At 72.7% G+C, this 22,762-nt stretch carries 24 protein-coding genes and 1 tRNA gene; 10 read left to right on the plus strand and 15 right to left on the minus strand.

All coding sequences use genetic code 11. The features are described from left to right. Positions 1 to 6 precede the first annotated feature (6 nt). Together ACL06G_RS05040 and ACL06G_RS05045 are read left to right on the plus strand one after the other, a co-directional pair. Entirely contained in the window at positions 7 to 630 is a 624-nt protein-coding gene (locus ACL06G_RS05040; protein WP_412785553.1) for a LysE family translocator, read from the plus strand. 151 nt (positions 631 to 781) lie between these two features. Then, the gene (locus ACL06G_RS05045; RefSeq protein ID WP_412785552.1) at positions 782 to 1,285 is read left to right on the plus strand and encodes a hemerythrin domain-containing protein; all 504 of its coding nucleotides are present in this window, start codon (positions 782 to 784) and stop codon (positions 1,283 to 1,285) included. A gap of 15 nt (positions 1,286 to 1,300) precedes the next feature. On the opposite strand, the gene ACL06G_RS05050 is transcribed toward ACL06G_RS05045, so the two are convergent. After that, positions 1,301 to 2,182 (minus strand): amidohydrolase family protein, encoded by an 882-nt coding sequence (locus ACL06G_RS05050; protein ID WP_412785551.1) that lies wholly within the window; start codon positions 2,180 to 2,182, stop codon positions 1,301 to 1,303. Positions 2,183 to 2,361: 179 nt separating this feature from the next. Between ACL06G_RS05050 and glxA the strand changes: the two genes are divergently transcribed. Further along, positions 2,362 to 4,368 (plus strand): radical copper oxidase GlxA, encoded by a 2,007-nt coding sequence (gene glxA, locus ACL06G_RS05055; RefSeq protein WP_412835481.1) that lies wholly within the window; start codon positions 2,362 to 2,364, stop codon positions 4,366 to 4,368. Positions 4,369 to 4,467: 99 nt separating this feature from the next. Here glxA and ACL06G_RS05060 read toward each other — a convergent pair whose 3' ends face one another. The 4 genes from ACL06G_RS05060 to ACL06G_RS05075 all read right to left on the minus strand — a co-directional run bounded on the left by ACL06G_RS05060 (position 4,468) and on the right by ACL06G_RS05075 (position 7,848). Beyond that, positions 4,468 to 5,490, minus strand: a complete 1,023-nt coding sequence (locus ACL06G_RS05060; protein WP_412785549.1) for a glycoside hydrolase family 6 protein — start codon at positions 5,488 to 5,490, stop codon at positions 4,468 to 4,470. Further along, positions 5,477 to 6,106: a class F sortase gene (locus tag ACL06G_RS05065; RefSeq protein ID WP_412835482.1), complete on the minus strand. Its 630-nt coding sequence runs from the start codon at positions 6,104 to 6,106 to the stop codon at positions 5,477 to 5,479. The genes ACL06G_RS05060 and ACL06G_RS05065 overlap by 14 nt, the downstream gene beginning before the upstream one ends. A 74-nt stretch (positions 6,107 to 6,180) precedes the next feature. Beyond that, positions 6,181 to 6,855, minus strand: a complete 675-nt coding sequence (locus tag ACL06G_RS05070) for a hypothetical protein (protein WP_412785547.1) — start codon at positions 6,853 to 6,855, stop codon at positions 6,181 to 6,183. A gap of 213 nt (positions 6,856 to 7,068) precedes the next feature. Continuing rightward, the gene (locus tag ACL06G_RS05075; protein ID WP_412785546.1) at positions 7,069 to 7,848 is read right to left on the minus strand and encodes an HAD-IIA family hydrolase; all 780 of its coding nucleotides are present in this window, start codon (positions 7,846 to 7,848) and stop codon (positions 7,069 to 7,071) included. Between the two features lie 113 nt (positions 7,849 to 7,961). Here ACL06G_RS05075 and ACL06G_RS05080 point away from each other — a divergent pair, with 113 nt between their 5' ends. Next, positions 7,962 to 9,047, plus strand: a complete 1,086-nt coding sequence (locus ACL06G_RS05080; protein ID WP_412785545.1) for a Gfo/Idh/MocA family oxidoreductase — start codon at positions 7,962 to 7,964, stop codon at positions 9,045 to 9,047. A gap of 15 nt (positions 9,048 to 9,062) precedes the next feature. On the opposite strand, the gene ACL06G_RS05085 is transcribed toward ACL06G_RS05080, so the two are convergent. After that, positions 9,063 to 10,394 carry a DUF445 domain-containing protein gene (locus tag ACL06G_RS05085; RefSeq protein WP_412835483.1) on the minus strand — a complete coding sequence of 444 codons (1,332 nt, stop codon included), beginning with the start codon at positions 10,392 to 10,394 and terminating at the stop codon, positions 9,063 to 9,065. Between the two features lie 194 nt (positions 10,395 to 10,588). Here ACL06G_RS05085 and ACL06G_RS05090 point away from each other — a divergent pair, with 194 nt between their 5' ends. Further along, positions 10,589 to 11,929 (plus strand): SGNH/GDSL hydrolase family protein, encoded by a 1,341-nt coding sequence (locus tag ACL06G_RS05090; RefSeq protein WP_412785543.1) that lies wholly within the window; start codon positions 10,589 to 10,591, stop codon positions 11,927 to 11,929. A gap of 38 nt (positions 11,930 to 11,967) precedes the next feature. Here the strand turns inward: ACL06G_RS05090 and ACL06G_RS05095 are convergent, their stop codons facing one another. Genes ACL06G_RS05095 through ACL06G_RS05105 form a run of 3 tightly spaced genes read right to left on the minus strand, consistent with a single transcriptional unit; the run spans position 11,968 to position 14,564 of the window. Continuing rightward, positions 11,968 to 12,936: an ABC transporter ATP-binding protein gene (locus ACL06G_RS05095; protein WP_412785542.1), complete on the minus strand. Its 969-nt coding sequence runs from the start codon at positions 12,934 to 12,936 to the stop codon at positions 11,968 to 11,970. Between the two features lie 7 nt (positions 12,937 to 12,943). Further along, positions 12,944 to 13,708 carry an ABC transporter permease gene (locus ACL06G_RS05100; RefSeq protein ID WP_412785645.1) on the minus strand — a complete coding sequence of 255 codons (765 nt, stop codon included), beginning with the start codon at positions 13,706 to 13,708 and terminating at the stop codon, positions 12,944 to 12,946. Positions 13,709 to 13,751: 43 nt separating this feature from the next. Further along, positions 13,752 to 14,564, minus strand: a complete 813-nt coding sequence (locus tag ACL06G_RS05105; RefSeq protein ID WP_412785541.1) for an ABC transporter permease — start codon at positions 14,562 to 14,564, stop codon at positions 13,752 to 13,754. A 251-nt stretch (positions 14,565 to 14,815) separates the two neighbouring features. On the opposite strand from ACL06G_RS05105, the gene ACL06G_RS05110 reads away from it, so the two are divergent. Further along, on the plus strand, positions 14,816 to 17,158 hold the full coding sequence (locus ACL06G_RS05110; RefSeq protein WP_412785540.1) for a transglycosylase domain-containing protein: 2,343 nt from the start codon (positions 14,816 to 14,818) through the stop codon (positions 17,156 to 17,158). Positions 17,159 to 17,206: 48 nt separating this feature from the next. Here the strand turns inward: ACL06G_RS05110 and ACL06G_RS05115 are convergent, their stop codons facing one another. Together ACL06G_RS05115 and ACL06G_RS05120 are read right to left on the minus strand one after the other, a co-directional pair. Further along, positions 17,207 to 17,563: a GroES family chaperonin gene (locus ACL06G_RS05115; protein ID WP_412785539.1), complete on the minus strand. Its 357-nt coding sequence runs from the start codon at positions 17,561 to 17,563 to the stop codon at positions 17,207 to 17,209. A gap of 23 nt (positions 17,564 to 17,586) precedes the next feature. Further along, entirely contained in the window at positions 17,587 to 17,877 is a 291-nt protein-coding gene (locus ACL06G_RS05120; protein WP_412785538.1) for a DUF3618 domain-containing protein, read from the minus strand. Between the two features lie 171 nt (positions 17,878 to 18,048). Between ACL06G_RS05120 and bcp the strand changes: the two genes are divergently transcribed. From bcp to ACL06G_RS05135, 3 genes are all read left to right on the plus strand, one after another. Then, complete coding sequence (gene bcp, locus ACL06G_RS05125) at positions 18,049 to 18,516, plus strand: thioredoxin-dependent thiol peroxidase (RefSeq protein ID WP_412785537.1); 468 nt, start codon at positions 18,049 to 18,051, stop codon at positions 18,514 to 18,516. Between the two features lie 101 nt (positions 18,517 to 18,617). After that, positions 18,618 to 19,433, plus strand: coding sequence for an HNH endonuclease (locus tag ACL06G_RS05130; RefSeq protein WP_412835484.1), 816 nt, complete (start codon positions 18,618 to 18,620; stop codon positions 19,431 to 19,433). A gap of 65 nt (positions 19,434 to 19,498) precedes the next feature. Further along, positions 19,499 to 19,582 (plus strand) — tRNA-Leu (locus tag ACL06G_RS05135). A gap of 46 nt (positions 19,583 to 19,628) precedes the next feature. On the opposite strand, the gene rdgB is transcribed toward ACL06G_RS05135, so the two are convergent. From rdgB to ACL06G_RS05155, 4 genes are all read right to left on the minus strand, one after another. Next, on the minus strand, positions 19,629 to 20,246 hold the full coding sequence (gene rdgB / locus ACL06G_RS05140; RefSeq protein ID WP_412785535.1) for an RdgB/HAM1 family non-canonical purine NTP pyrophosphatase: 618 nt from the start codon (positions 20,244 to 20,246) through the stop codon (positions 19,629 to 19,631). Between the two features lie 47 nt (positions 20,247 to 20,293). Further along, positions 20,294 to 20,677: a hypothetical protein gene (locus ACL06G_RS05145; RefSeq protein WP_412785534.1), complete on the minus strand. Its 384-nt coding sequence runs from the start codon at positions 20,675 to 20,677 to the stop codon at positions 20,294 to 20,296. 149 nt (positions 20,678 to 20,826) lie between these two features. Then, positions 20,827 to 21,570 (minus strand): ribonuclease PH, encoded by a 744-nt coding sequence (gene rph, locus ACL06G_RS05150; protein WP_412785533.1) that lies wholly within the window; start codon positions 21,568 to 21,570, stop codon positions 20,827 to 20,829. 70 nt (positions 21,571 to 21,640) lie between these two features. Further along, positions 21,641 to 22,399 (minus strand): MBL fold metallo-hydrolase, encoded by a 759-nt coding sequence (locus ACL06G_RS05155; RefSeq protein WP_412785532.1) that lies wholly within the window; start codon positions 22,397 to 22,399, stop codon positions 21,641 to 21,643. Positions 22,400 to 22,563: 164 nt separating this feature from the next. Between ACL06G_RS05155 and ACL06G_RS05160 the strand changes: the two genes are divergently transcribed. After that, entirely contained in the window at positions 22,564 to 22,716 is a 153-nt protein-coding gene (locus ACL06G_RS05160; protein ID WP_412785531.1) for a hypothetical protein, read from the plus strand. The last annotated feature ends 46 nt before the right edge of the window (positions 22,717 to 22,762 follow it).

Below are 22,762 nucleotides of genomic sequence, written 5' to 3' on the forward strand. Positions count from 1 at the left end.
ATGGACGTGGTGACCACCGGGGCCCTGCTGGGCATCTCGGCCGTCGCACTCGGGCTGGTCCTCACCCCCGGGCCCAACATGATCTACCTGGTGTCCCGTTCCGTCATGCAGGGGCGCCGGGCCGGCCTGGTCTCGCTGCTGGGGGTCGCCACCGGCTTCCTGTTCTGGCTCGGCGCGGCCGTGGCGGGCATCACCACCCTGCTCACCCTCGTGCCCGGCGCCTACCTCGGGGTGAAACTCGCCGGAGCGGCGTACCTGGCCTACCTGGCGTGGAAGACCTTGCGCCCGGGAGGGGCGTCGGTGTTCGACCCGGAGCCGATGCCGGTGGACCGGCCGCGCAGGCTGTTCACGATGGGGCTGGTGACGAACCTGCTCAACCCGAAGATCGCCGTGCTGTACCTGTCGGTGCTGCCGCAGTTCGTCGACCCGGACCGCGGGTCGATCGCCGCACAGAGCCTCGTGCTGGGGCTCGCCCAGATCTGCATCGCGGTGACGGTGAACGCACTGATCGCGACGACCGCCGGTTCCCTCTCCGCCTTCCTGCGGCGCCGCCCGCACCGGCTGCGGGTGCAGCGGCGGATCATGAGCACGGTGCTCGCCGGTGTCTCCGTCCACGTCGCGGCGAGCTGACGCCCCTGGCGCCGCCCGCACCGGAGCAGGTCCCGGAGCGGTGAGCAGGCGTCGCGCTCCCGGGTGAACAGCACGTTCCGGCGTGCATACCGGCGGCCGCAGCGGACACACGCCGAACGGCACTGTCCGTCAGCACACGCAGAGGGAGACCATGTCGTCCGCACACCACGATGTCGTCGAGCTGATCCTTGAGGACCACCGCCGGATGGAGGAGCTGTTCCGGACCATGCGGAACGCCGAGGCCGACCGTGCCGGGGCGCTCGCGGAGTTCGCTGCGCTCCTCGTCGCGCACGGCGAGGCGGAGGAGGAAAAGGTCTATCCCGATCTCGCCCGGCGGCCCTCCGTCGACGACGAGGACGTGGAGCACGGCGTGCACGAGCACCAGGAGGGCAACGAGGCGCTGCTGGCCCTGCTGGAGGTGTCCGACGTCTCCTCCCCGGAGTGGGACGAGAAGCTCGAGGACCTCGTCGCCGCGGTGACCCACCACCTGGACGAGGAGGAGCGCACGCTCCTCAACGACGCGCGCGAGCACGTTCCGGACGCTCGGCGCGCCCAGTTGGCCGACGCCTTCCTGGCGGCGCGGAACACGCACCTGTCTGCCGGTTGCGGCACGACGGCGCACCTCCGGGAGATCATCGCCCGCGGCCGGCGGTGACCCCGCCGCCGGGACTCAGAGCAGGAACAGGCGCGCGGCGTTCTCCCAGCACACCCGGCGCAACCAGGCGTCGCCCAGGTCCAGGGTCTCCAGGGCCCGCAGCGCCTCGCCGTACCGATAGGGGATGTTGGGGAAGTCCGAGCCGAAGAGCACGCGGTCGCCGGCCGCAGCGAGACGCGGCCCCAGGGCGCGGGGGAAGGGTGCCTGCTCCTCACCGAACCGGGTGAAGGCCATGGTGGTGTCGAGGTGCACCCGCGGGTAGCGCTCCGCCAGGTCGAGGAAGGCGCCGTAGTCGGGCATGCCCATGTGGGCGACGACCAGCGGCAGCCGCGGGTGCCGGACGAGGAGCTCCGCGACGGCGCCCGGCCCCGTGTGCGGTCCGGGCGCCGGGGCGTGGCCGCAGTGGGTCACCACCGGAATCCCGGCGTCCGACAGGAGCCCCCACACCGGGTCGAGCAGCGGGTCACGGGGGTCGTACGCGCCCACCTGCACGTGGGCCTTGAACACCCGGGCGCCGGCGTCGACCGCCTCCGCCGCGTAGCGGGGCGCATCCGGCTCGGGGAAGAACGTCGCGGTCTGCAGGCAGTCGGGCGTGCGGGCGGCGAAGCCGGCGGCCCAGGAGTTCAGCCAGGCGGCCATGCCGGGCTTGTGCGGGTAGACGAGCGAGGTGAAGCGCCGTACGCCGAACCCGCGGAGCGTGGCGAGGCGTTCCTCCTCGCCGGTGCGGTAGGCGATGGGCCAGCGGCGGCCGGTGAGAGGTCCCGCGCGGTCGAAGTACGCCCACACCTTCGCCATGACGCGGTCCGGCATGAAGTGCGTGTGCACGTCGACGATTCCCGGCAGGCCGAGGGCCTGCCAGAAGGCGGGGACGCGTGCGTCGTCGTCGGTGTCCGTCACGCAGCCATGGTGGCGCAGGCGTCCCCGCACCCGGCCGGGCGCCTGGTGCGCGGCGGGGCGCCGGGCAGGCCGCAGCGACACGGCGTGCCCGGCAGCAGCCCCCGGGCCGCCCGATTCACTATCGTATGGACACCGCATGACCGAAATATGATGGTTGACACTCTTTCGAGGATGCCTGGATGCCGTACCGCCCGAGCCGCCGCACCCGCCGCCTGACGGTCGGAGCGACCGTCGCACTCATCCTGGCGGGGCTCAACGGACCGGTGCTGTACGACTTCGCCGCGAAGACGTACCACGAGTACCGCATCGACCGGCCCGGGTACCTCGCGGAGAACGGGCGCTGGCACGTCGTGGACATCCCGGAGCGGTACCGGATCAACACGATCCACGCGGCGCTCCTGCACACCGGCAAGGTGCTGCTCGTCGCCGGTTCGGGCAACGATGCGGCGATGTTCGACGCCCGCACCTTCCGCACCGTGCTCTGGGACCCGGCCGACAACACCTTCACCAACATCCCCACGCCCGCCGACCTGTTCTGCGCCGGCCACACCCAACTGCCCGACGGAAACCTGCTCGTCGCCGGCGGCACCCAGCGCTACGAGACGCTCGAGGGGGACGTCGAGAAGGCAGGCGGCCTCATGATCGTCTACAACGAGAACCCGGACCGCGCGAAGACCCTGGACCAGGGCACGCTGTTCACCGGGCGGCGCAACGGCAAGACCTTCGAGGCGCAGAGCAACCTCCTCGTCCCGCGGGCGAAGAAGACGGTGGACCCCGACACCGGCGAGGTGGACGTCAACCCCGGCAGTGCCCGGGTGTACGTCGAGGCGCGCGCCGAGGGGCGGGCGCATGCCACCGGCACACAGGACCAGTACCGCATCCACGGGCTGCGGGGGAAGGAGCGGCAGAACGTCTACGGCATCGCGCAGAAACTCTCCTTCGACAAGAAGGACTTCCAAGGGATCAAGGACGCCTACGAGTTCGACCCCGTGGCCGAGCGCTACATCACCGTCGACCCGATGGGCGAGGCACGCTGGTACCCGACGCTGACGACGCTCGAGGACGGCAGCGTGCTGTCCGTCTCCGGCCTCGACGAGATCGGCCAGGTGGTCCCCGGCAAGAACGAGGTGTACGACCCGCGGACGCAGTCCTGGGAGTACCTGCCGAAGACGCGGTTCTTCCCCACCTACCCCGCGCTGTTCCTCGCCCGGGACGGCAAGATCTTCTACACCGGCTCCACCGCCGGCTACGGTCCGGCCGACGTGGGCCGCACCCCCGGCCTGTGGGATCCGGAGAGCAACCGCTTCACCGAGGTGCCCGGCCTGCGGGACCCGGACCTGCTGGAGACCTCCATGTCCGTCCTGCTGCCGCCCGCCCAGAACCAGGAGTACATGGTGCTCGGCGGCGGCGGGGTCGGCGAGAGCCCCCGCTCCACCGACCGCACCGCACTGGTCGACCTCGACGCGGACAGCCCCCGTTTCACCCGGGGACCCGATCTCTACGCCCCGGTCCGCTACCCCACGAGTGTCGTGCTGCCCGACGACACGGTGCTCACCACGAACGGCTCCGGCCGCTACCGCGGCAAGTCCGACAGCAACGTGCTCCGGGCGGCCGTGTTCCACCCGGACACCGGACGCTTCGAGCAGGTCGCCGCACCGCTGGTCGGCCGCAACTACCACTCCGGAGGCCTGCTGCTGCCGGACGGGCGGGTGATGACCTTCGGCTCCGACTCCCTCTTCTCCGACGCCGACAACACCCGGCCGGGCGAGTTCGAGCAGCGCATCGAGATCTACGAACCTCCCTACCTGCACCGGGGCGGCACCCGGCCGGTGCTGCACGACACCCGCCGGGGCCGCGAGACGGCGGCCCCGGGCGACTCGCTCACCTACCCCACCCCCGACGCCCGCAGCATCGCCCGGATGCGGCTCATCCGGCCCGGCGCCTTCACGCACGTCACCAACGTCGAACAGCGCTCCGTCGCGCTGGAGTTCACCCGGCGGAAGAGCGGCGTGCGGGTCACACTGCCCGAGGAGCCCTGGCTGGTGCCGCCCGGCTGGTACATGCTGACGGCGGTCGACGACCGCGGCGTGCCGTCCGAAGCGGTCTGGCTGAAGGTCGCGGTGTCACCGTCCGCCCAGTCGCCCCGGACCGTCGCCGAAGGCCCCGACGCCGACCAGGCGTTCTGAGACGACTGCCTCCGCGGCGGGGCGCCCCTGCCGGCGAACGGGCCGGCCGGAGCGGGCGCCCGGCAGAGCTTCGGCCCCACCGTTCGAAGCGTCGACGGCTCACGGCCGGGCGTTGCGCGCCAGCGCCAGGGCGTAGCTCGGGTACCACTCCCCCGCCTCGGGGGCCCCGCCGCACGGACCATCGGACTCCCCCGGCCGCTTCACCCACAGGTAGGCGTCCACGCCGTGCTCGCCGGTCCGCACGGTCGGCGGGTCGCCGAGCGCCCGGCCCGGCGGATTGCACCAGGCCGCCTCTCCACGGCCACGGCCCGGCCCGTTGCCGTTCCGGCTGGTGTCGACGACGAAGTGAGCACCGTCCAGCATCGCCGAGAGCCGCTTCCCGTAGGCGAGGTTCGCCGCCGTCGTCCGGAAGTTCGACACGTTCAGCGCGAATCCGTCGGCGGCGTCGATTCCCGCGCGCCGCAGCGGCTCCACCAACGCCCCGGGGTCCTCGATCCAGCCGGGGTTCCCGGCGTCCAGGTACACCTCGGTGTCCGCGAGGCCCGCCAGACGCCGCACCGCCTCGTGCAGCAGGGCGTACCGCTCGGCGTGGAACTCCCGCGGAGTGCAGCCCTCCTGCAGCAGGTGCGGCAGCGCGTCCGGCTCCACGACCACGGTCGCGGGCCGCGGCCCGATGCCGGCCACCACCTCGTCCAGCCACGCACGGTAGGCGGCGGCGTCCGGTGCGCCCCCGCCCGAGTACTGGCCGCAGTCCCGGTGCGGAAGGTTGTACAGCACCAGCACCGCACGCTTGCCCGCCCGGTCTGCGGCCGCGGTGTAGCGGCGCGCCTGCCGTCCGGGCCGTTCCGCGCCCAGCCACTCCGCGACCGGGCGCTCGGCGATCAGCCGGAGCAGCTCCGCCTTGGCGTCCTCCCCCTCCTCCCGGTACGCCGCGACCTGCCGCTCCGCGCTGCCCGACGGGTTGTCCCAGAACGGGGAGTTCCCGAACCGTGCGGCGTCGTCCGGCGCGCCGTCCCCGGACGTCCCCTGCGAGGACGTCAGGCAGCCGGCGAGCAGCGCCGCCGCCGCAAGGGCGGCCGCCGCCCGGACCGTGAGGAGCGGGACGTGCCTAGGCGGACGCATGGGTGCCGGTGAGGTAGGCGGTGACGACGACGTTCGACGAGTAGGCACGGGTACCGCGGTCGTAGGTGCCGCCGCAGGTGAGGAGCTTCAGCTCGGCACGGCCGTCCTCGCGCTGCCCGTAGGCGCGTGCGGCGTCGAACCCGTCGCCGGGAACGACCTCGGTCGACTCGACGGTGAACTCCATGACCCTGCCGTCCGCGCCGGTGACCTGTACCCGGGTGCCGCGGACCACGGTGCTCAGCGGGTAGAAGACGGCGCGGCGGGTGTCGGTGTCGACGTGCCCGACCAGCAGCGCGGCACCGGCACCTCCCGGCCGGGGGCCGCGCCGGTACCAGCCGACCTCGCCCGCCCGGGCGTAGGACGGTGCCGCGACACCACCACGCGCGTCCAGACCGGTGCGCCGCACTTGTGCCCGGATGCCGAGTTCCGGGATGCGCAGGCGCACCGGCCGCGCCACGTCCTCGAGGGGCTCGTGCGCGGCAGGCAGCGGGACGGCGCTGCCGACGCCCTGCGCCGCGGCGGACGGGTCACCGGCCGCGGAGCCCTCCGCACCCGCCGTTGCCCGCCCCCAGATCCACAGCCCCACGATCAGCAGGGCCCAGAGCAAGCCGGTCACGACGCGGCCCCGTGCCGCGGACCGTCCGCCGTGCGGCACCTGCGGGTCCGCCCCACCTCCGGCTGCCACCCCGGTCACCCGCCCGCGCGGGCACGGGACCTCCGGCGGACGCCCCAGACGACGGCGCCGGCGGCCGCCGCGCCCCCGGCCATCGCGAGGCCGACGCGCTGGGCGGCGGCCGTGCCGTCGGCGTCGCCTCCCGCCGTGCCACCGCCGCCCGCGCGCACCGGGGCCACCGGGGACGCGTGCGGCGGCCGGGGCTCGTCACGGCCGTCGTGCCCCGGGTATCCGCCGTCGTGACCGTCGGGGTCCCGGTGGTCCTCCCGCCCGGCGTCCCACCGGTCGGCGCCGTCGTCCGGCCGCCCGCGCGGCTCCCGCACCCCCTCGCCGGGAACCACCCTGAAGGAACTCTGGTGCCCGGCCCGGGCGTCCACCCCGCACGCCACCGTCACCCCGTACGTACCCGGCTCGGCGTCGACGCTGATGCGCGCCGAGCCGTGGAACGAACCGTCGGCACCGCGCTCCAGCCGGACGTCGGCCTCGAACGCCACGGACGTCGCCAGCGCCCTGCGGTCGACCTCGCACACCTCGACGCGCACCCGGACGACCGTGCCCGGCTCCGCCCGGCGCGGCGACACCTCGACCAGGTCGACCGCAGGGTCCGGGCCGCGCACCGTCGCCGGACTGTCCGCCGCGGCCGCCACCGCCTGCGGCGCGGCACACGCGACGGCCGCGGTGGCGGCCGTCACCGAAACGACCCGTCCGACCGCGCGGAGCGCACGTCGACGGGCAGGAGCAGACTGTGCAGGGGCCATGGGTACCTCCGGGTCGCTGCCTCGAAGATCACCCGGCCCGCCGGTCCCCGCATCCCGGGACGGCGCAGCACTGCGCCGCGCGGGTGGCGGGCGCCCCCGCCCCGGTGAGGCGGGCAGGGACGGCAGGAACGCCCCGCCGGGAGGAGGTCAGACGCGCTCGACGAGGTCCGCGATGGAATCCACCACCGACGACGGGCGGTAGGGGAAGGTGTCGACCTCACCGGGCTGCGTCACACCGGTGAGGACGAGGAACGTCTCCAGACCCGCCTCCATGCCGGCGCGGACGTCGGTGTCCATCCGGTCCCCGATCATGGCGGTGGTCTCGGAGTGGGCGCCGATCGCGTTCAGGCCCGCCCGCATCATCAGCGGGTTCGGCTTGCCGACGAAGTACGGTTCCCGGCCGGTCGCCTTCGTGATCAGCGCCGCCACCGCGCCCGTCGCCGGCAGGGCGCCCTCCACGGACGGCCCGATCTCGTCGGGGTTGGTCGCGATGAAGCGGGCACCGGAGTCGATCAGCCGGATGGCCTTCGTCAGCGCCTCGAAGCTGTACGTCCGCGTCTCCCCCAGCACCACGTAGTCCGGCTCGTGGTCGGTGAGGACGTAGCCGATGTCGTGGAGCGCCGTCGTCAACCCGGCCTCCCCGATCACGTACGCGGTGCCGCCGGGACGCTGGTCGTCGAGGAACTGCGCGGTGGCCAGCGCCGACGTCCAGATGTTCCCGATGGGCACGTCGAGCCCGATCCGTGACAGCCGGGCGTGCAGATCCCTCGGCGTGTACATCGAGTTGTTCGTCAGCACCAGGAAGGGGCGCTCCGACTCCTTCAGACGCTTGATGAACGCGTCGGCGCCGGGCACCGGCACTCCCTCGTGCATCAGCACACCGTCCATGTCGGTGAGCCAGGACGCGATCGGCTGACGCTCTGCCACGGGGCGCTCCCTGCGAGGTGGGTCGGTGCGGTGACTTTCACCCTACCGGCGGCCCGGGCCGCCGCAGCCCGGCCGAGGACCGGCTACGGGAACCGCCTTGCGAGACTGGCCGGATGAACGCATCACCCCGGACACCGGACCTGCGGGTCGGCCTCGTCGGCTACGGCGTCGCCGGCGCCGCCTTCCACGCGCCGCTGATCACCACCACCGACGGCATGGTCCTGGACACCGTCGTCACCGCCGACCCCGGCCGCCGCGCCCGCGTCACCCGCGACCACGGCGCCCGGGTGCGGACGGTCGCCACGGCGGAGGAGCTCCTCGCACGGGCCGACGCCCTGGACCTGGTGGTGATCGCCTCGCCCAACCGGACGCACGTGCCGCTGGCGGAACAGGCGCTCACCGCGGGACTGGCGGTGGTCGTCGACAAGCCGCTCGCCGCCACCGCAGCCGAGGCCGAGCACCTCGCGGACCTCGCCGAGCAGCGCGGACTGCTGCTCTCCCCGTTCCAGAACCGGCGCTGGGACAGCGACTTCCTCACCCTCCGCTCACTGATCGCCGACGGGCGGCTCGGCACCGTGCGGCGCTTCGAGTCCCGCTTCGAACGCTGGCGGCCGCGCCCGAAGGGCGGCTGGCGCGAGTCCGGGGACCCGGCGGAGATCGGCGGACTCCTCTACGACCTCGGCAGCCACCTCGTCGACCAGGCACTGGCCCTGTTCGGCCCCGTCCGCACGGTCTACGCCGAGGCCGACGTGCGGCGGCCGGGCGCCGAGGCCGACGACGACACCTTCGTCGCCCTCACCCACACCGGCGGCGTGCGCTCCCACCTGTGGATGAGCGCCACCGCCGCCCAGCTCGGGCCGCGTTTCCGCGTCCTCGGCAGCACCGCCGCCTACGTCACCCACGGTCTCGACCCGCAGGAGGCGGATCTGCGCGCGGGCCGGACGCCCCGCACCACACAGCCCTGGGGCGTGGAACCGGAAGAGGCCTGGGGCACCCTCGGCGACCTGGAGACGGCCCGGCCCGTACCGAGCCTGCCGGGCGACTACCCCGCCTACTACCGGCAGATCGGGCAGGCCCTGCGCACCTCGGGCGCGCCACCCGTCACCGCGCGGGAAGCCGCCGAGGCACTCCGCGTCCTGGAGGCCGCCCGGGCGTCCGCCGCGTCCGGCACCACCGTCCAGCTCCCCGGAGCGGCCTGACGGGCGCGCCCGCCGTCACACGCCGAACGCGTGGACGACCGTGTGGAGGGCCAGCCCGGCGAGCGCACCGACCACTGTGCCGTTGATCCGGATGAACTGCAGGTCACGGCCGATGTGCGCCTCGATCTTGCGCGAGGTGTGCTCGGCGTCCCAGGCCGCGACCGTCTCCGTGATGAGCGAGGTGATCTCCGCCCGGTACGTGGTCACCACATGCGTCGCCGCGCCCTCCACCCACGCGTCGACCTTGCCGCGCAGCCCGTCGTCCTCCGACATCCGGCGGCCCAGCGACAGCAGCGAGGCCCGCGCCCGCACGCGCAGTTCGCTGCGCTCGTCCTCCGCCGCGGAGACCAGCATGGCCCGGACGGACGCCCACGCCGAGGCGATGAGCTCCTGCACCTCGTCCCGGCCGAGAACATCCCGCTTGAGTCCCTCCACACGTTCCCTCGCCCGGGAATCGTGCTGCAGGTCGCCCGCGAAATCGGTGAGGAACCGATCGATCGCACCGCGGGCCGGATGCTCCGGCGCGTCCCGCATCTCCGTGAGGAACCGCAGCAGCTCCCGGTAGACACGCTCCCCGACCTTGCGGTCCACGAACCGCGGCGTCCAGCCCGGCGCCCCGCCGCTGACCGCCTCCCGCACCGCATCGCCGTGCTCCTCCAGCCACCAGCAGGCGTGCGCACACACCAGGTCGACGACCCGCCGGTGCCCGCCGTCGGCGACGATCCCCTCCAGCATCCGCCCCAGGCCCGGCGCGACCTCCTGCACCTCGGCCCGGCGCGTGATCGCCTCCCCCACCACCGCCTGCACGTCGGCGTCGCGCAGCACGGTGAGCGCCCCGCGCAGCGCCGTCGCCGACTCCGCCGTCACCCGGTCCGCGTGCTCCGGCTCCGCGAGCCAACGCCCCAGCCGGGCAGCGATCCCCACCGCGCGCAGCCGTACCCGCACCACTTCCTCGGCGAGAAAATTCTCCCCCACGAAATCGCCCAGCGTCCGCCCCAGCTGGTCCTTCTTCGTCGGAATGATCGCCGTGTGCGGAATGGGCAACCCCAGGGGCCGCCGGAACAACGCGGTGACGGCGAACCAGTCGGCGAGCGCACCGACCATCCCCGCCTCCGCCGCGGCCGCGACGTACCCCGCCCACTCCCCGGCGCCCGAGGCCCCCGCCCAGCGGGCCGACCCGAACACCACGGCCATCACAGCAAGAGCGCCCGTCGCGATCGCCTTCATGCGGCGCACACCGCGCTGCCGCTCCTCGTCCGCCGCCGTGAACACGCCCATCCCCCGCGGAGCGGCGCCCCTCGCAGCGCCCCCCGCGGCGGAGGTCTCACCCGTTGTCGACTGGTTCATGGCCTCCACCCGTCCGGGCCACGACGTGCGGCCCGCCCGCCATTGTCCCCTCCGGCCCCCACGGCCGGAGGGCACGCCCACCGGGCCCACCTCCCCCTCGCACGTCCGTTCGGACGGGCCCGACCTGCCGTGGGAGCATGGAGATCCCCCGAACGGCGGACCCGCACCGACAGCCCCGAGGAGAGGCACCGCGCATGACCCCAGGCCCGGCCCGCGCGCTGCCCGCAGCCCTCGCCGCACTGCTGCTCCTGGTCACCGGCCTCCTCACCGGCTGCGACACGGCCGGGGAAGCCGGCGGCGGCACCGCGGCCGCACCCGGAGCCGGCGCGGCGCAGCCGACCGCCCCCGGTCGGTGGACCACCACCTGGGCCGCCGCCCCCGCCTCCGCCGAACCCGGCTCCCGCGGAACCTTCACCGACACCTCGGTGCGCAACGCCGTCCACACCTCCGTCGGAGGCAGCCGAGTCCGCATCCACCTCTCCAACCTCTTCGGCGACACACCCCTGACCATCAGCCACACCACCGTCGCCCTCGCCGCGGGCCCCGGCAGCCCCGCCACGCGACCCGGCACGACCCGGACCCTCACCTTCGACGGCGAACAGGCCGTGACCGTCCCGCCCGGCGAGCAGGCCGTCAGCGACGGCACGGCACTCCGCGTACCCGCCGCCGCGAACCTCCTGGTCACCACCCACACCGCCGAGGCGCCCGGCCCCGCCACACACCACCCCCACGCCCGGCAGACCAACTGGACCGGACCCGGCAACCTCACCCGCAACGTCACAGGAACCGCCTTCGCCCGACAGAGCCCGTCCTGGCACTGGCTGACCGCCGTCGACGTACACACCACCCGCGCCGACGGGACAGTCGCCGTCCTCGGCGACTCCCTCACCGACGGCCTCACCGCCACCCCCGACACCCACCACCGCTGGACCGACGTCCTCGCCCGGCGCCTCCTCACCGAACCGGGCGCGCCCCGCCTCGGCGTGGCCAACGCGGGCATCAGCGGCAACCGCATCCTCACCGACGGCGCAGACCACCACCCGCCCAACGGCCCCTCGGCGCTCCACCGCCTGCGACGCGACGCCCTCTCCCGGGCCGGCGTCGGCGTCCTCGTCGTCCAACTCGGCCTCAACGACATCCTCAAGGAACCGCCACAGCGCGACCCCGACCGCATCCTGGCCGGGCTCCGCGCACTCACCCGCCGGGCCCACACCCACGGCGTGCACGTCGTCGGCACCACCCTCACCCCCTGCGGCGGCCACCGCGGCCACCGGCCGGGGCAGGAGACCGTACGGCAGGCCGTCAACGCCCGCATACGCGCCGGCAGCGTCTTCGACGCCGTCGCCGACTTCGACGCCGCACTGCGCGACCCCTCCCACCCCGCGCGCCTCCGGCCCGACCTCGACTCCGGCGACCACCTGCACCCGAACGACGACGGATACCGCGCCATGGCCCACGCGCTGCCGCTCTCCACCCTGCGCACCGGATCCCCGCCCGCACCGCACCGGGACGCGGCCGCCCGCGCCGCACCCTGACACCCGCCGCGTCACCACGCCCCACGCCGCCCGCCGTGTCACCGCCCGCCGTACATCGCCGCGATGACCTCCTCGATGTCCGGCTCCCGCACCGACAGGTCCACCAGCGGATAGTCCTCGGCGATCCGCGCCACGACCGGCGCCGCGCTCGCCGACGCCGGAAACGCCAGCCACTGCCGCGGCCCCTGCGTCCGCACCGTCCGCGCGCCCGGCACCCCGCAGATCGGGGGCAGCTCCTCGGCCAGGTCCACCACGAGGGTCCGCTCGCTCTCCCCCACCTGCAGCAGCTGCGCCAACGCACCGTCGTACACCAGCCGGCCGTGATCGATCACCATCACGCGCTCGCAGAGCTGCTCGATGTCGGTGAGATCGTGCGTCGTCAACAGCACCGTCGTCCCCCGCTCCGCGTTCAGCTCCCGCAGGAAACGCCGCACCTGCGCCTTGCTCACCACGTCCAGGCCGATCGTCGGCTCGTCCAGATACAGCACCTGCGGATCGTGCAGCAGCGCCGCCGCAACGTCGCCCCGCATCCGCTGCCCCAACGACAGCTGCCGCACCGGCACGTCCAGCAGCGGGCCCAGACCCAGCAGCTCCACACACCGCTCCAGGTTGCTGCGGTACCGCTCCGGCGGAATCCGGTACAGACGCCGGATCAGCGCGTACGAATCCCGCAGCGGCAGATCCCACCACAGCGTCGTCCGCTGCCCGAACACCACACCGATGCGCCGGGCCAGCCGGGCACGCTGCCGCGACGGATCGACGCCCACCACCTCGAGACGGCCGCCGCTCGGCGTGAGGATGCCCGTCAGCATCTTGACCGTCGTCGACTTGCCCGCACCGTTCGGACCGATGAACCCGACCATCTCCCCGTACGGCACACGGAACGACAGCCCGTCCACCGCCCGCACCTCGCTCACCTCCCGGCGCAGCCGGCGCCCCCTGCGCCGCCGCACCCGGAAGACCTTCTCGAGCTCCTCCACCTCGATGCACGCGTCCACACCGCTCACCCCTCCGTCAGCTCCCCGTGCTCACGTAGCTCCGCACGCCAGCCCGCCACACCAGGGACGCCACCGCGCAGCACACGACCGCCACCGCGGGAGAAGCGAAATCCACCCAGTGCGGGAGGCCCATCGGATCCTCCCGCCCCAGCACGTACAGCGCCGGCAGCCAGTTCACGAACGCCAGCGGCACCACGAACGTGACGCCGCGGACGAGTTCCCTGCCGAACACCGTCGGCGGGTACTGCAGCATCGTCGTGCCCCCGTAGGTGAACGAGTTCTGCACCTCGGCGGCGTCCCGCACCCAGAACTGGAACGCCCCGCCGGCAACGAACACCGCACCGAAGATCGCCGCACCGCTCACCACCGCCACCGGCACGGTCAGCACCCGCCCCATCGTCCAGTCGACGTCCAGCCGCAGCAGAGCCCACCCCAGAAACACCCCCGCCTGAAGCCCCCGCGCCACGCGGTGCAGCGCGAACCGGTCGGCCGCGACCTGGGCGAGCACCGGCACGGGCCGCACCAGAAGCACGTCCATCGTGCCGTCCCGCACCCGCCTGCCCAGCCCGTCGAACGACCCCAGCAGCAGGTGCGCCAGACCGAAGGAGACGCCCGACGTGCCGTACAGGAACGCCACCTCCGGCAGCGAGAACCCGCCGAGCTCGTCGATGTGGGCGAACATGATCGCGATCGCCACGAAGTCCAGCGCCGTCATGGCCACACCCCCCACCACCATGGCCACGAACGACACCCGGTAGGTCAGCGCGGACCGCACCCACATGGCCACGATGACGCCGTAGGCCCGCACGCTCGGCAGCAGTCCCTCAGCCACCGTGGACGACCACCTTCCGCGTCGCGAGGGCCTGCAGGGCCCGCCCCGCCAGCAGCAGCACGGCCGCCCAGACGGCCTGGAAACCGAAAGCACCCACCACGCCCGGCACCCCCCGGTACCGCCCCAGCAGCACGTCGGCGGGCACCTGCAGCATCGCCGCCCACGGAAGCACCCGAACCACCTCCCCGAACGCGCCGGGGAACACGTGCAGCGGAATCAGCATCCCGGAGAAGAAGACGGCGAGCAGCGTGCCGAGCGTGTCGAGCCCGTGACCGTCCAGCAGCCAGAAGGCGCCCAGCGCCAGCAGATACCGGAACGCGAAACCGACCACCACCGCCCACCAGACCGACACCAGGAAGCACACCCAGACCAGCGGCGACCCCGGCAGCGCGAGATCGAACACCAGCGCCCCGACCAGCATCGGGACGATGCCGCGCCCCACCAGCTGGAACGCCGCCCGCCCGAGGTCCGCGGCCAGCCACCAGGCCTGCAGATCCACCGGCCGGTAGAGATCGACCACGATGTCGCCGCTGCGGATGCGCGCCTGGACCTCCTCCGCGGCCCCGCCGCCGAACAGCGCCACCGCGGCCAGCAGAGCCTGACCCGTCCACACGAAGGTCAACGCCTGCGACCGCACATATCCCCCCAGATGCGGGCGGGCATCCCACAGCGCGAGGAACGTGAAGGACAGAATGAAACCGAACACGGTGTTGGTGAAGACGCCCGCCAACGTCGCGACCCGATACGTGGCGAAGCGGCGGAACGTACCGGTGAGAACCGCGAAGAACAGGGCGAGCCGATGCATCCTTCCGGCCCCCTCCGCCGTCTCACACAGAAACCCCACCGACCGGCGACAACCCCGCCCGGCACAAGCCGAGCAGCCTATCCGCACCCACGAACGGGCTCAACGGGATTACCGCACCGCCGCGCCGGGGCACACGCCACGCCACGACCGCGGAACCGCCGAGCGTCCGGGCACGCCACACGGGATGCGACAGTGGGGTCCGGACCGACATGCGCGATCACTCGAACGAGGACGGGGAGCACCCCAGGACCATGACTCACGAGCCGTACGGCCCCGCGGAGGGGCCCGAGGACCGGACACCGCCGGAACCGGACACCCCCGGCGGCACGGCTGACGACGCCGGGGAACGCCGCCCCGGCAGGCGGCGCCGGTTCGTCCCCTCCTGGCGCGGCGTACTCGGCTCGGTGCTGCTGGTACTGCTCGTCCTGATCGGCGGCATGGTCGCCGGATACCTGCTCGTCGACGTGCCGGAGCCCAACCGGCACGCCGTCTCCCAGTCGAACGTCTACCTCTACTCCGACGGCAGCCGCATCGCCGTCGACGGCGACTTCAACCGGGAGAACGTGCCGCTCTCCCAGGTGGCCCGACCCGCCCAGCACGCCATGCTCGCCGCCGAGGACCGCAACTTCTACAACGAGCCCGCCGTCAACCTCCCCGCCATGGCCCGCGCCGCCTGGAACATGCTCACCGGCGGCGAACGACAGTCGGGCTCGACGATCACCCAGCAGTACGTGAAGAACTACTACCTCTCGCAGGAGCAGACCGTCACCCGCAAGGTGAAGGAGTTCTTCATCGCCATCAAGATCGACAACGAGGTCAGCAAGGACAAGATCCTCCAGGGCTACCTCAACACCAGCTACTTCGGACGCAACGCCTACGGCATCCAGTCGGCCGCCCAGGCCTACTACGGCAAGGACGCCACCGACCTCACCCCCACCGAGAGCGCCTACCTCGCCGCCCTCGTCAACGCACCCAGCGCCTACGACACCCGCGCACACCCGGAGAACCGGGAACGCGCCGTCGCGCGCTGGAACTACGTCCTGGACGGCATGGAGGAACAGGGCTGGCTCACCCGCGCCCGGCGGAACGCGGCCACCTTCCCCGAACCCGACCCCTTCCAGCCCTCCGCCAGCCTCTCCGGACAACGCGGCTACCTCGTCAACGCCGTGAACGACTACCTCGTCGACGCGGACATCCTCACCGAAGGACGCCTGAAATCCGGCGGCTTCACCATCCGCACCACCATCGACCGAAAGAAGCAGCAGGCCCTCGTCGACGCCGTCGACGCACAGCTGATGTCGAAACTGAGCAAGGACCGCACGGTCGACTCCTACGTACGCGCCGGCGGCACCTCCCTCGACCCGCAGACCGGCGAGGTCGTGGCCATGTACGGCGGCCGCAACTACGTCGAGCAGTTCATCAGCACCGCGACGCGCCACGACTACCAGGTGGGCTCCATCTTCAAACCGTTCGTCCTCACCTCCGCACTCCAGAACGACGCCACCACGCAGGACGGCACCCCCATCACCGCGGAAACCGTCTACGACGGGACGAGCGGACGCCCCGTCGTCGTCGACGGACGGACCACCGACTACGCCCCCGCCAACGAGGACCACGTCTCCTACGGCCGGGTCAGCGTCGGCGAAGCCATGGACAAGTCGATCAACGCCGTCTTCGCACAGATGGGCGTGGACGTCGGCGTCCGTGACGTGAAACGGACCGCGCTCTCCCTCGGGCTCCCCGAGAAGACCTCCGACATCCCCGAGGACGCCTCGATCTCGCTCGGCACCGCCAGCGCCTCCACCCTCGACATGGCCGAGGCCTACGGCACCCTCGCCAATCACGGCATGCACCGCGACCACACCCTGGTGCAGAAGATCATGCGAGGCGGGGAGACCGTCCCGCTGCCGGAACCCACCGACCGCCGCGCCGTTTCCCGGGAGGCCGCCGACACCACCACCGGCGTGCTCCGGAACGTCGTCGAGGCCGGCACCGGCACCGCCGCCCGCTCCGCCGGACGCCCGGCCGCCGGCAAGACCGGCACCGCCGAGGAGGACCGGGCCGCCTGGTTCGCCGGCTACACCCCGGAACTGGCAACAGTGATCACCGTCCTCGGCCAGGACCCCGAGACCGGAACGCAGGAATCGCTCTACGACGCCGCCGGTCTGCCCCGCGTCAACGGCGGCGGCCCACCCGCCCGCATCTGGGGCGCCTACACCGCCGCAGCGCTGAAGGGCGAACCCGTCCGCGACTTCGACCTCGACACCCGGGGCCCGACAACACCCACCAGCGCACCCCCCACCGAGAACCCCGACACCGACGCACCGCCGCAGACCGAGAACCCCACCGACGCACCGCCCACCGGAACCCCCACCTCGCCCGGCGCCCCCAGCACACCGGCCCCCACACCGACCGAGACCCAGCAGCCCTCCACACCCCCCGACCCCGACACCGGCGGTGGATGGAACGGCGGCAACACCACGGGCGGGGACACCACCGACGGGGGCACCACCACGGGAGGCGACCCCACCGGCTCGACCGGCGACACCGACGGACAGCCCAGCGGCACACCAGCCCCCAGCGACGGAGGCTGACCACGGCGCACGCCCCGGCGTCCTGCGGGACCTGCGGGATCGAAGGCCCTACAGGTACAGCCCCGTCGAATCCTCCGAACCCCGCAGCCGCTCCGCGGCCACCGCGTGCAGATCACGCTCCCGCATCAGCACGTACGCCACACCCCGCACCTCGACCTCGGCACGATCCTCCGGGTCGAACAGCACCCGGTCACCGGGCTCCACCGTGCGGACGTTCTGCCCGACCGCCACGACCTCCGCCCAGTCCAGCCGCCGGCCCACCGCGGCCGTCGCCGGGATCACGATGCCACCGGACGAACGACGCTCGCCTTCGACGGTGCCGGTGCGCACCAGCACACGATCGTGCAGCATCCGGATGGGAAGCTTGTCGGGGTGCTGCGGGGATGCGGGACTCTCGGCGCTCACGCCCCCGACCGTATCCCAGTCGCTCAGCGCCGCCGGCGCCGCACCGCCAGCGCGACCACGCCCCCGACGACCACCGCGGCCGCCAGCGCCACCGGAACCACCCGCTCCGGACGCAGCGCACCGTCCTCGTCCACCATCGACGCCCGGACGCCCGACACCTTCCGATCGACCGTCGCCGCGACCTTCGCCCGCGCGTCCCCCATGATCGTCTTCGGGTGCACCCGCACGGCGATCTCGTCGAGCGCGACGGCCAGCTCCTGCCGCCGGCGCTTGATGTCCGCCTCGATGTCCGCGGGGGTCCTGCCATCCGACACCGCGTCGCCTCCGTCGCTCGTCCCGTACTGGTTCCGGCACTGGTTGCCCGACAGTCTGTCAGCTGCGCCCCCGTCCCGCCCCGCGGCACCCCGTGCGCTCCCGGCGATTAGGCTCTCATCCGGCAGACCCGGCACCCGCCGGCACCGTCACCACCGGCCCGAGGAGCACAGATGAGCGAGCGACTGCAGCCCGGCGACCCCGCCCCCGCCTTCACCCTGCCCGACGCGGACGGCAACGAGGTGTCGCTGGCCGACCGCACAGGGCGCAAGGTCATCGTCTACTTCTACCCCGCGGCCCTCACCCCCGGGTGCACCAAGCAGGCGTGCGACTTCACCGACAACCTGGACCTGCTGGCCGGCGCCGGCTACGACGTCATCGGAGTCTCCCCCGACAAGCCGGAGAAGCTGGCGAAGTTCGCCGAGAAGGAGAACCTCCGGGTCACGCTCGTCGGCGACCCCTCCAAGGAGACGCTCGAGGCCTACGGCGCCTTCGGCGAGAAGAAGCTCTACGGCAAGACGGTCACGGGCGTCATCCGCTCCACGGTCGTGGTGGACGAGGACGGCAAGGTCGAGCGCGCCCTGTACAACGTCAAGGCCACCGGGCACGTCGCGAAGCTGATCAGGGACCTCGGGGTCTGAAACTGCAGCCGCCGTCGTACCCTTGCGTGACCCGGACGCCGTCGACTCGTTCTCCCGTACGAATCCGCCTCCACCCGACGAGGCGGAACGAGGGGAGCACGATGGCCGTCGTCTACACGGACGAGCGACTCGCGGAGGTGGTCGCGGAGTCGACGACGCTACGCGAAGTGGCCGTGAAGCTGGGGGCTCGTCCGGCTCCCGGAACACTGTCGCATCTGCGGCGCCGCATCTTCCGGGCCGGCATCGATGTCCGCCATTTCCCCGGACTGAACCGCAGGTCTGTCGCGTTGCAGTTCAGCAGGCAGCAACTTGTCGCAGCGGCGGAGCGATCGACCAGCGTGCGCGGAGCCGCCAGGTACCTGGGCGTCCCGGACGACGGCCGGTCCCGTGCGGCACTGCGGCGCCTGCTGACGGAACAGGGCGTGGACGTCTCCCACTTTTCACACCGGAGAGCGGACCTCTGCAACACCGCGGTGGCCCGAGCCGTACCGCATTCGAACAGCTACGCCGAGGTGCTGCGCCGGCTGGGCCTGCCCGCGGACGACGTGGGACGCCGCAGGCTTCAGCGCCGAGTCAGCGTACTGGGACTCGACACCACCCATTTCACACGCCGGTCACGCCCCGTTCCACGACCCGGACCGCGCAGGGATCCCACCACCGTTCTCCGTCGGCTGGCTCCGGACGCACCGCGCGTGAACCGTGAACGCCTGAAAGGGGCACTCGACGCGCTGGGGGTCGCCTACCGCTGCGCAGGTTGCGGCAACGAGGGCGAATGGCGCGGCAGGTCTGTCACCCTCCACATCGACCACATCGACGGGGACTGGAGGAACAACGGCCGGGAGAACCTGCGGTACCTCTGCCCCAACTGCCACGCGATCACGGACACATGGTGTCGCAAGGGACCAAGACACGAGTGAACCGCCCCTGTGCCGCTCAGACTGCCGGGATTCTTCCACCGGGGCGACCGCTACCATGGCAGCGCGCGGCCGTGGTGGAACTGGCAGACATGCCGGGTTTAGGTCCCGGTGGGAGCAATCCCGTGAGGGTTCGAGTCCCTCCGGCCGCACCGTGCGGGGCGGGAGTCAGTGCGTCGACCGGGCCCACCACCCCGCTCAGCGCAGGGCGTCCAGGACGTGGGGCGCCAGGGCGCGGAAGGCACGGCCGCGGTGGCTGATGGCGTTCTTCTCCTCGGGGGTGAGTTCCGCGCAGGTTCGGGTCTCGCCCTCGGGTTGGAGGATCGGGTCGTAGCCGAAGCCGCCCGTTCCGGCGGGCGTGTGGCGAAGGGTGCCGGACAGGCGTCCTTCCACGACGTGTTCGGTGCCGTCGGGCAGGGCCAGGGCCGCGGCGCAGGCGAAGTGCGCGCTGCGGTGCGCCTCGTCGATGTCGGTGAGCTGGGCGAGCAGCAGTGCGAGGTTGGCCCGGTCGTCTCCGTGGTGCCCGGACCAGCGTGCGGAGAAGATGCCGGGGGCGCCGCCGAGGACGTCCACGCAGAGACCGGAGTCGTCCGCGACGGCGGGCAGGCCGGTGGCCGCGGTGAGGGTGCGGGCCTTGAGCAGGGCGTTCTCCGCGAAGGTGACGCCGGTCTCCTTCACGTCGGGTACGCCCGGGTAGGCGTCCGCTCCGACGAGTTCGAGGCCGGTTCCGAGGCCGGACTCGGCGAGGATCGTGCGGAGTTCGGTGACCTTGTGGGCGTTGCGGGTGGCGAGGATCAGCCGCTGTTCACTGCTCATGCTGCGGATTATGCCTTCCCGGTGTGCCGGTCCCGGGGCGGTGCGTGTCAGCCGGGCGAGCAGACGTCGGTGAGGGTGCCGGCGGCGTCCTTGATGGCGCCCATGTCGGGCGTGCGGCCTTCGTCGACGGCGGTTCGGGCGTTGCCGACGGCCTTGTCGAGGTCGTCGACGGCGCCGCCGACGTCGGGGTCGCTGGTGGACTTGTCGATCTCGTCGAGGTTCCGGTCGATGCGGTCGAGGGCTTCCTTGGCCTGGGCGGGGTTCTCGCCGGCCGAGTTCACCGCGTTCTGCAGGTCCTGGACGCTGTCGGAGACGGTGACGGCGGTGTTCGCGCAGTCGAGGGCGGTGTCGAGGGCGCTGCAGCCGGCGGTGAGGCCTGCGGTGAGTGCCACGGCGACGGCGGCGGTGGCTGCGGTGGGGGTGCGGCGCACTGTGTTCCCTCCTGGAGGCGTGGGTGGGCCGTGCGGGTGCTCCGCACGGCCCGTACCCTGGCAGACGCGTAAAGCGCTCGCAAAGTTCCGTCCGGTCTGCGGCAGTCGGTGGACGGTCGCCGGGTGGACGGAGGGTCCCGGGCCGGTGGTCAGTCCGCTGCGAGGGCCTGCCGCTGGGCTCCGTCGAGCTGGGCGCAGCCGGCGACCGCCAGGTCGAGGAGGTTGTCGAGTTCGGTGCGGGCGAAGGGTACGCCCTCGGCGGTTCCCTGGACTTCGACGAAGCGGCCGTCGCCGGTGCAGACCACGTTCATGTCGGTCTCGGCGCGGACGTCCTCCTCGTAGCAGAGGTCGAGCATGGGGGTGCCGTCGATGATGCCGACGCTGACGGCGGAGACGGCGCCGGTGAGGGGCTGGGACTTGGTGCGGATGATCTTTTTCTCGCGGGCCCAGGTGATGGCGTCGGCGAGGGCGACGTAGGCGCCGGTGATGGCGGCGGTGCGGGTGCCGCCGTCGGCCTGGAGGACGTCGCAGTCGAGGACGACGGTGTTTTCGCCGAGTGCGGCGAAGTCGACGACGGCCCGCAGTGAGCGGCCGATGAGGCGGGAGATCTCGTGGGTGCGTCCGCCGATGCGTCCGCGGACGGCTTCGCGGTCGCCGCGGGTGTTGGTGGAGCGGGGGAGCATGGAGTACTCGGAGGTGACCCAGCCTTCGCCGCTTCCCTTGCGCCAGCGGGGTACGCCTTCGGTGAGGCTTGCGGTGCACAGCACCCGGGTGTCGCCGAAGGAGACGAGGACGGAGCCTTCGGCGTGCTTGCTCCAGCCTCGTTCGAGGGTGACGGGGCGGAGCTGGTCGGGTGTCCTCCCGTCGATGCGGTGGACGTCGGTGTCAGACATGGGGGCGAGCCTAGTCGCCGTACGGGGGTGGGGTGTCGCGGTGGTGTGTCCGCCCCCGGGCGGGTGGGGGTCAGATCTCGTGGAGGGCGCCGGGGCGGGCGAGTTCGACGGGGCCGTGAAAGGCCTGTTTGGCGTCGCGGAGGTTGGTCCGGGCGTCGGTCCAGGGCGGGATGTGGGTGAGGAGGAGGCGTCGGGCCTTGGCGCGTTCGGCGCATTCGCCGGCCTGGCGGCCGGTGAGGTGGAGGTCCGGGATGTCTTCCTTGCCGTGGGTGAAGGAGGCTTCGCAGAGGAAGAGGTCGGCTCCTGCGGCGAGGGCGTCGATCTCGTTGCAGGGGCCGGTGTCGCCGGAGTAGGTGAGGGTGCGTCCGGTGTCACGGTGGGTGAGGCGGAACCCGTAGGCTTCGACGGGGTGGCGGACGCGTTCGGCGCGGACGGTGAACGGGCCGATGTCGTGGGTGCCGCCGGGGTGCAGGGTGCGGAAGTCGAAGGCTTCGTGCATGGCGGCGGGGCTGGTGTCGCCGTAGGCGGCGGTGAGGCGTTGCGCGGTGCCGGCGGGGCCGTAGACGGGGAGTGCGGGGCAGCGGCCGCCGTCGTGGCGGTAGTAGCGGGCGACGAAGTAGCCGCACATGTCGATGCAGTGGTCGGCGTGGAGGTGGCTGAGGGCGATGGCGTCGAGGTCGTAGAGCCCGCAGTGGCGTTGGAGTTCGCCGAGTGCGCCGTTGCCGAGGTCGAGGAGCAGCCGGAAGCCGTCGGCTTCGAGGAGGTAGCTCGAACAGGGCGATTCCGCGGAGGGGAACGACCCGGAGCAGCCGACGACTGTGAGCTTCATGGAGCGGGAACCTCCGTGGCGGCCGGTCGGGGTTCCCCGAGCCGTGGCGGCCGCCGCGGCGTCGGGGTGGCGGTTTTTCGAGCGTAAGGCGCATCGGGCGCCGTGACTGCTCGGAGCGGCCGTGTGTGGGCGGAATCACCAGGGCGGGGTACGGTCGCCGGTGCGTGGTGTCGTCGGAGGGAGCGGTGATGGACGCGGTGTGGTTGCTGGCGCCGGGTGTGGTGGTGCTGGCGCTGGTGGTGGCGGTGGTGGACGGGGTGGGCCGGTTGCGTCGGCGGCGGCGTTCGGGGCGCGGGGGTGGTCGGGGGGCGGCATGAGTGGGGCCGGGCTGCTCGTGGGGAGCGTGCCCGGCCCGGTGTGCGG

This window comes from Streptomyces callyspongiae (assembly GCF_047200695.1).
Lineage (GTDB): Bacteria > Actinomycetota > Actinomycetes > Streptomycetales > Streptomycetaceae > Streptomyces.

Excerpts from the sequence above, each read along its gene's own strand:
- ACL06G_RS05045 (WP_412785552.1), top strand. The coding sequence starts at position 782 with ATGTCGTCCGCACACCACGATGTCGTCGAGCTGATCCTTGAGGACCAC.
- ACL06G_RS05100 (WP_412785645.1), bottom strand. The coding sequence starts at position 13,708 with ATGTGGGTGCGGTCCGCGCTGACCTACCGGGTGTCGTTCGTGGCCATG.
- ACL06G_RS05090 (WP_412785543.1), top strand. The coding sequence starts at position 10,589 with ATGACCCCAGGCCCGGCCCGCGCGCTGCCCGCAGCCCTCGCCGCACTG.
- rdgB (WP_412785535.1), bottom strand. The coding sequence starts at position 20,246 with ATGAGCAGTGAACAGCGGCTGATCCTCGCCACCCGCAACGCCCACAAG.
- bcp (WP_412785537.1), top strand. The coding sequence starts at position 18,049 with ATGAGCGAGCGACTGCAGCCCGGCGACCCCGCCCCCGCCTTCACCCTG.
- ACL06G_RS05060 (WP_412785549.1), bottom strand. The coding sequence starts at position 5,490 with ATGCGTCCGCCTAGGCACGTCCCGCTCCTCACGGTCCGGGCGGCGGCC.
- ACL06G_RS05130 (WP_412835484.1), top strand. The coding sequence starts at position 18,618 with ATGGCCGTCGTCTACACGGACGAGCGACTCGCGGAGGTGGTCGCGGAG.
- ACL06G_RS05080 (WP_412785545.1), top strand. The coding sequence starts at position 7,962 with ATGAACGCATCACCCCGGACACCGGACCTGCGGGTCGGCCTCGTCGGC.
- ACL06G_RS05085 (WP_412835483.1), bottom strand. The coding sequence starts at position 10,394 with ATGAACCAGTCGACAACGGGTGAGACCTCCGCCGCGGGGGGCGCTGCG.
- rph (WP_412785533.1), bottom strand. The coding sequence starts at position 21,570 with ATGTCTGACACCGACGTCCACCGCATCGACGGGAGGACACCCGACCAG.
- ACL06G_RS05155 (WP_412785532.1), bottom strand. The coding sequence starts at position 22,399 with ATGAAGCTCACAGTCGTCGGCTGCTCCGGGTCGTTCCCCTCCGCGGAA.
- ACL06G_RS05110 (WP_412785540.1), top strand. The coding sequence starts at position 14,816 with ATGACTCACGAGCCGTACGGCCCCGCGGAGGGGCCCGAGGACCGGACA.
- glxA (WP_412835481.1), top strand. The coding sequence starts at position 2,362 with ATGCCGTACCGCCCGAGCCGCCGCACCCGCCGCCTGACGGTCGGAGCG.
- ACL06G_RS05105 (WP_412785541.1), bottom strand. The coding sequence starts at position 14,564 with ATGCATCGGCTCGCCCTGTTCTTCGCGGTTCTCACCGGTACGTTCCGC.